Raw genomic sequence first — 1,026 nt, forward strand, 5'->3', positions numbered from 1 at the left:
TGGAAAAGGTTTAACATACGGCGCTTGTTCTGCGGAGTTAACAAAGTTGAAAAAGGATTTGCTATGGCTTAAAGAAGTTGATAGCATTTCACTACAATCCTCACTACGCAACCTTTCGGATGCTTTTAACCGTTTTTTCAAAAAGCAAAATGACATCCCTAGATTCAAATCTAAAAAGAATAAAGTCCAATCGTACATAACCAAATATACAAATGGAAACATAGCCATTGTCGATAACAAAATTAAATTACCTAAACTTGGACTTGTTAAGTTTGTTAAAAGTCGAGATGTTGACGGTCGTATTATCAATGCGACGATTAGACGTAATCCGAGTGGGAAATACTTTGTCTCTCTTCTTGCAGAAGTTGAAGTTCAGTCTTTAGAAAAAACAAACTCAGCCATTGGCGTTGATATGGGACTTAAACAGTTTGCTGTTCTTTCAGACGGAACAGAATATTCAAACCCTAAATTCTTTCGAACTCTAGAAGAGAAGTTAGCAAATGCTCAGCGTATTCTCTCAAGATGCACAAAAGGTGGGTCTAATTGGAATAAACAACGGATTAAAGTAGCTCGTCTGCAAGAAAAAATTACAAATGCTAGAAACGACTACTTGCAAAAAATATCTACTGATATTGTCAAAAGCTACGACATTATTGGCATTGAAGATTTGCAAGTCAGCAATATGCTTAAAAATGATAATCTAGCAAAAGCAATTAGTGAAGTGTCTTGGGCGAAATTCCGTACAATGCTTGAATACAAAGCGAAATGGTATGGTAAACAAGTCATCGTAGTATCTAAAACATTCGCTTCAAGTCAACTTTGCTCTAGTTGTGGTTTCAAAAACAAAGACGTTAAGAATCTAAACTTACGTGTAAGGGATTGCCCATCATGCGGAACCCATCACGATAGAGATATTAACGCAGGACAAAATCTAAGAAACGAAGCAATTCGTCTCATAACCGTAGGAACTACGGGGATAGCCTAATCAATTAGAAGCCGTTAGGTTTCCGTACTTAGGAATCCCCC

At 36.9% G+C, this 1,026-nt stretch carries 1 protein-coding gene; it reads left to right on the top strand.

Features of this window, described 5'->3' with window-relative positions; translation table 11 throughout:
- A partial coding sequence (gene tnpB / locus SLH52_RS23260; RefSeq protein WP_320211562.1) for an IS200/IS605 family element RNA-guided endonuclease TnpB occupies window positions 1-985 on the top strand: 985 nt, incomplete at its 5' end.
- Window positions 986-1,026: the final 41 nt, after the last annotated feature.

Origin of the sequence: Cytobacillus sp. IB215665 (assembly GCF_033963835.1) — a bacterium.
In the GTDB taxonomy this organism is placed as follows: domain Bacteria; phylum Bacillota; class Bacilli; order Bacillales; family SM2101; genus Nanhaiella.